This is a genomic window from Methylophaga sp. UBA1464 (assembly GCF_002325665.1).
In the GTDB taxonomy this organism is placed as follows: domain Bacteria; phylum Pseudomonadota; class Gammaproteobacteria; order Nitrosococcales; family Methylophagaceae; genus Methylophaga.
In genome coordinates this window covers 1-5507 of record NZ_DCSO01000026.1, presented here as the reverse complement: position 1 = coordinate 5507, position 5507 = coordinate 1, and the positions used below count along the sequence as shown (strand labels likewise).

At 48.2% G+C, this 5507-nt stretch carries 4 protein-coding genes and 1 pseudogene; all 5 read left to right on the top strand.

Annotated features, from left to right (window positions below; translation table 11 throughout):
• Nucleotides 1-252, top strand: a pseudogene (locus tag B3O33_RS02600) (formate dehydrogenase); the annotation flags it as partial.
• 2 nt (nt 253-254) lie between these two features.
• On the top strand, nt 255-434 hold the full coding sequence (locus B3O33_RS02595; protein ID WP_292362140.1) for a hypothetical protein: 180 nt from the start codon (nt 255-257) through the stop codon (nt 432-434).
• Nucleotides 435-444: 10 nt separating this feature from the next.
• Entirely contained in the window at nt 445-1452 is a 1008-nt protein-coding gene (locus tag B3O33_RS02590; RefSeq protein WP_292362141.1) for a formate dehydrogenase subunit gamma, read from the top strand.
• Nucleotides 1453-1787: 335 nt separating this feature from the next.
• Nucleotides 1788-3485: an NAD(P)H-dependent oxidoreductase subunit E gene (locus B3O33_RS02585; protein ID WP_292362142.1), complete on the top strand. Its 1698-nt coding sequence runs from the start codon at nt 1788-1790 to the stop codon at nt 3483-3485.
• A partial coding sequence (locus B3O33_RS02580) for a molybdopterin-dependent oxidoreductase (RefSeq protein WP_292362868.1) occupies nt 3485-5507 on the top strand: 2023 nt, incomplete at its 3' end. The genes B3O33_RS02585 and B3O33_RS02580, both read left to right, overlap by 1 nt.

Here is a 5507-nt window from a genome sequence, read left to right as displayed (position 1 = left end):
GCCCGCGGCAAAATGGACAAATGTACTTTCTGTGCGGGTGGCCCGGAAGAAGATAACTCGGCGGCTGAAGTTGAAAAATATGGTCGTAACCGTTTAGCCGAAGGTAAACTGCCATTGTGTGCTGAAATGTGTTCTACAAAAGCATTAATTGCTGGTGATGGTGATATTGTTGCTGATTTGTTCCGCAGTCGTGTGGTACGCCGCGGTGGACGTCCTGATAACTGGGGTTGGGCAACAGCCTACAAGGATTAATCATGAGATTGATTATTTTAATGCTTGGCGCCTTTCTACTTTCTGCCTGTTACGAAGACACTGATGTAACCATGCATAAAGCGGGCGTTTATAAAGGCAAGGAAGATAGTCATGCTTTATCTGCAGAAGAACGTGCTGAGGTCTTAAAGCAACGTTTCAACAGCGTACAAACGGATCGCTAACGGAGTAAGCATGTCTGCAACGGCTACTATGAATAATCGTAAAAAAACATCGCTCTGGGCAATGCTGATCATTGTGTTGGCTATTCTGGTGTTGCCGTTAACCGGATATTTATATGTACACTTCACCGGCACGGATACTGTTGCAGAAGAATCCAATCCGCGTGCTGATACCTGGCGTCAGGTTCGTGAAGGCAACAAAGGTTACAGTGCGGTTAAAGGTCAGGAAACCAATGTACTGATTGAAGGCGCTGGTCAAAACTGGCGTCAGTTGCGTAATGGTCCTATTGCAACGTACGGTGCCTGGTTACTCAGCGGCGTGTTAGTGATTCTCGCAGCATTTTATTTATGGCGGGGTGAGGTCAAACTCAATCATCCTCGAACTGGCAAGACCGTTGAGCGTTGGACATTAAATGAGCGGCGTTTGCATTGGACTACAGCAACATTGTTTATCTTGCTGGCAATCACTGGTCTGAGCTTATTGTACGGGCGTTTCGCTTTGATACCGTTGTTGGGCTATCCGGGGTTTTCTGCATACGCCACTGCCGCCAAATGGATACACAACGTACTAGGCCCTGTGTTTATGGTGGCTTTGTTTATTATCCTCATTAAATGGTTCAAAAATAATCTGTTCACCAAAGTGGATATCCAGTGGTTTAAAGACTTTGGTGGCATGATAGGTGATAAGCATCCCTCTGCTGGTAAATTTAATGGTGGGGAGAAAGTGTGGTTCTGGACTTTGGCAACGGCCGGTGTGGCATTATGCTTTTCGGGCCTGGTGCTGGATTTCCCTAACTTTGGTCAAGAGCGTTTCGTTATTATTGTCGCCCATCTGATTCATATTCTGACAGCAATGCTGTTAATGGCATTTTCACTCGGGCATATCTACATCGGTACCATCGGTACGGAAGGCGCACTTGAAGGTATGACAACCGGACACGTTGATGTTGCCTGGGCTGAACAACACCATGATTTGTGGTTAAAAGAACTGGAACAAGCACCACAAAAACCCAGACAGTAATTTGCGCAAATCAGATACCTGTTATCAGCCGGACAGTGAAAACTGTTCGGCTGTTGTTTTTTTGAGCTATCAAAACGAATTTCTCTCCTGCTCCAATTTGGATCATTTTTTTCCTTTCAACATCGCCTAAAACCAACTCAACGGTGCATTGTGCATTTATTTAGTGCATTTTTGAACTCTTGCCAAAGCGCTTAATCTTATCTTTAAACAAAAGCTTGATTTCGCTTTAATTTTCGGTCGTCATCAGGCTTCACAACAGCAGTTAGCCATGATAGTTTTGACAGGATTTTAAATTATAAAAGCCAAAGCAGGCTAAGAAGTGAGAGAGGCAGTACATGATCGAGCAACCCATCAGTGCTCAAAAAACTGGTAAAAAAACCAAGTTGGCACGCATTACCAGTAAAGGTCGGCAGATTGATCCCAAAGCGTTGGCCGAAGTCCGGCAATTGCTGGGCGATGCATCCAGACAAAAAGATCTTTTGATAGAACATCTGCATAAAATCCAGGACTTTTACAAACATATCTCGGCAGCACATTTAGTTGCGTTAGCCTATGAAATGAAATTGTCACGGGCAGAAGTCTATGAAGTAGCCACCTTCTACCATCATTTTGATGTGATTAAAGAAGGCGATACCATCCCGGCTGATTTAACCGTGCGGGTCTGTGATTCCATGAGCTGCGAAATGGCCGGTGCAGAAGGTCTTATCGATTCGCTTGAAACGGCAATGGGCCAAAAAGTACGAGTACAGCGTGTCCCTTGTATCGGACGTTGTGACAAAGCCCCGGTTGCCGTAGTGGGTATGCATCCTGTTGAGTTTGCCGATGTTCAAAAAGTCGATGAACTGGTTGAACAGAATGTCACGGAGCCTGAAACGATTGCACCGATTTTGTTTGAACAGTATGTGGAAAATGGTGGTTACTCCATTTATCAACAGTGCATGGCGGGTCAGCATAAAGTCGAGAATGTGCTCGACATGATGGATGATTCGGGATTACGCGGTCTGGGTGGGGCTGGTTTCCCGGTAGGTCGTAAATGGCGCATTGTGCGTGACCAACCTGCACCGAGATTAATGGCCGTCAATATTGATGAAGGCGAGCCGGGTACATTTAAAGATAAATATTATCTGGATCGTGATCCACACTGTTTCCTCGAAGGCATGCTGATTGCAGCCTGGGCGGTGGATATTAATGAAATCTATATTTATCTGCGTGATGAGTACGCTGCTATTCGGGTGATGCTGGAACAGGAAATTGCCAAACTACGCGCTCATCCACCGGTAACCAATTTACCAACTATCCATTTACGACGCGGGGCAGGTGCCTATATCTGTGGTGAAGAGTCTGCAATGATTGAATCCATTGAAGGCAAACGCGGCATGCCAAGGCTGCGTCCCCCATTTGTTGCCCAGGTGGGGTTATTTGGCCGGCCGACGCTGGAACACAATATGGAATCGTTGTATTGGGTTCGCGATATTCTGGAAAAAGGTCCGCAATGTTTCACTGATCATGGACGCCATGGCCGTAAAGGTCTGCGTTCGTTTTCTGTCAGTGGACGTGTCAATAAACCGGGTGTGCATCTGGCCCCTGCGGGTATCACGATGCGTGAACTGATTGATGAATATTGTGGTGGCATGCTGGAAGGCCATGAGTTTTACGGTTATTTCCCAGGAGGAGCATCAGGCGGTATTTTGCCTGCTTCGCTGGGTGATGTACCACTGGATTTCGATACCTTGCATGAATACGACTGTTTTATCGGTTCGGCAGCAGTGATTGTATTCTCTGATAAAGACCGGGCACGTGACCTGGCAGTCAATGCCATGCGTTTCTTTGAAGACGAGTCCTGCGGCCAATGTACGCCTTGTCGGGTAGGCACTGCCAAAGCGGTTACCTTAATGAAACAGGCTAAATGGGACGAACCATTGCTCGAAGAGTTGTCTCAAGTAATGGTAGATGCGTCAATTTGTGGTCTGGGGCAAGCTGCTCCCAATCCGTTGCGATGCGTCGTCAAGTATTTCCCTGAGGAGTTGAAATAATGGCCACTCAATTACAAGACAGCGTAGAAATGATCCAATTTACGCTCAACGGCCAGCAAATCAGTGCAAGAGCTGATGAAACAATATTAAAAGCTGCCGAACGTGAAGGTATCGAGATACCCCACCTGTGTTATTCAGAACGAGAAGGACAGGATGGTAACTGTCGTGCCTGCATGGTGGAAATTGAAGGCGAGCGCGTTTTAGCCCCTTCATGCTGCCGTTACCCCGGCAATGACATGAAAGTGCAGACCAACAGTGAACGGGCTTTGCATTCACAACGAATGGTGCTTGAGTTGCTCAAGTCAGACGTATCAGAAAAGCCGCATACACTGCATTCCGAACTGGATTACTGGGCCAGTAAACTGGAAGTCAGTACGCCGCGTTTTAAACCCCGCAAGCAAGCCGCTCCGGATCTGTCTCATCCAGGTATTGCCGTGAATATGGATGCCTGTATTCAGTGTACCCGTTGTGTGCGTGCCTGCCGCGATGAGCAGAATAACGACGTCATTGGTTTGGCCATGCGTGGCAGTCATACCGAAATTGTCTTTGACCTTGATGACCCGATGGGTGAAAGCACCTGTGTCGCCTGTGGCGAATGTGTACAGGCTTGCCCGACCGGTGCGTTGATGCCTGCCAATGAAGTGGCCATGGTGGAACCGGATCGCCAGGTTGAGTCCGTTTGTCCTTACTGTGGTGTGGGTTGTCAGCTGACTTACAACATCAAGGACGACAAGATTTTATATGTTGAAGGTCGTGATGGCCCTGCCAATCACGGACGCTTATGTGTCAAAGGCCGTTATGGTTTTGACTATGTACATCATCCACACCGTTTAACCAAACCACTTATCCGCCGTGAGGGTGCGCCGAAAGCCGGTGACTTTACGATGGAACCCAACGATATTGATAAAATCTTCCGTGAAGCCACCTGGGAAGAAGCGCTGGATATGGCCGCCAAAGGCTTTCTGAATATCCGCGATCAAAAAGGCCCGAATGCATTAGCCGGCTTTGGCAGTGCGAAAGGCAGTAACGAAGAAGCTTATCTGTTCCAGAAACTGATCCGTACCGGTTTCAAAACCAATAATGTCGATCACTGTACCCGTCTCTGCCATGCTTCCTCAGTGGTGGCATTGCTGGAATGTCTTGGTTCCGGCGCGGTATCCAATCCGGTCGCTGACGTAGACAAAGCCGATGTGATTGTGTTGATTGGTGCCAATCCGACCGTGAATCACCCGGTGGGTGCGACCTGGATGAAAAATGCATTGCGTGCTGGTACCAAACTGATTCTGCTGGATCCGCGTACTACCGAGTTATCGCGGATGGCGACACATCATCTGGCCTTTAAACCGGGCAGTGACGTGCCGATGCTTAATGCCATCATGCATGTCATTGTTGAAGAAAATCTGGTGGATCAACGCTTTGTAGCCGAGCGTACGCTGGGCTTTGAGGCGATGAAAAAACATCTGCAGAAGTATACGCCGGAACTGATGGAGCCGATTTGTGGCATTCCTGCACAAACATTGCGAGAAGTTGCGCGACTCTACGCCAAAGCGGATGCCGCGATGATTTTATGGGGTATGGGGGTATCGCAGCACGTTCATGGTACTGATAATGCCCGTTGCCTGATTTCACTGTCGTTAATGACCGGACAGATTGGTCGACCGGGAACCGGACTGCATCCATTACGCGGACAGAATAATGTTCAGGGTGCGTCGGATATGGGACTTATCCCGATGCGATTGCCGGACTATTACAAAGTGGAAGACGATTCCGCGCGGCATAATCTTGAACAGTTATGGGGCTCAGAAATTGATTCCAAACCGGGTCTCACGGTGGTGGAAATCATGGATGCGATTCATGCTGGCAAGTTGAATGGTCTGTATATCATGGGTGAAAACCCGGCAATGTCGGATCCCGATGCCAACCATGCAAGGCAGGCATTATCCGAGCTGGATATTCTGGTGGTGCAGGATATCTTCCTGACCGAGACCGCGAATTTTGCCGATGTGATCCTGCCCGCCAGCG